The 280-nt window shown below is 69.3% G+C and carries 1 protein-coding gene; it reads right to left on the bottom strand.

The window, feature by feature from the left end; genetic code table 11:
* A partial coding sequence (locus F1003_RS16625) for a hypothetical protein (protein WP_162307004.1) occupies positions 1-280 on the bottom strand: 280 nt, incomplete at both ends.

Genomic DNA, 280 nt, shown 5'->3' with positions numbered 1-280 from the left:
ACCTCCAGCAGGGGAAGGGTGAACACGAGTACCGCCGCCGCGGCCAGCGCTCCCGGAAGCCGCAGCAGCAGCCCGCGGCCCAGCAGCCGCCAGCGCAGCACGACGAAGCTGAACACTGCGAACACGACCAGCGGCCAGCCGAAACGCCACTCGTTGACCAACACGTAGGGGACCAGCACGCCAAGCCCGCCGCTGATCAGCAACAGCGCGGTGCGACGCGGCGCCGGTTCCCCGAGACTGCGCAGCTGCAGTGAGTACAGCCAGACCAGCAGCACCACGA

The sequence above is a fragment of the Winogradskyella ouciana genome (assembly GCF_009709615.1).
Taxonomy (GTDB): Bacteria; Bacteroidota; Bacteroidia; order Flavobacteriales; family Flavobacteriaceae; genus Winogradskyella; species Winogradskyella ouciana.
The sequence above is the reverse complement of the archived record's forward strand: the minus strand, read 5'-3'. Positions and strand labels throughout refer to the sequence as shown.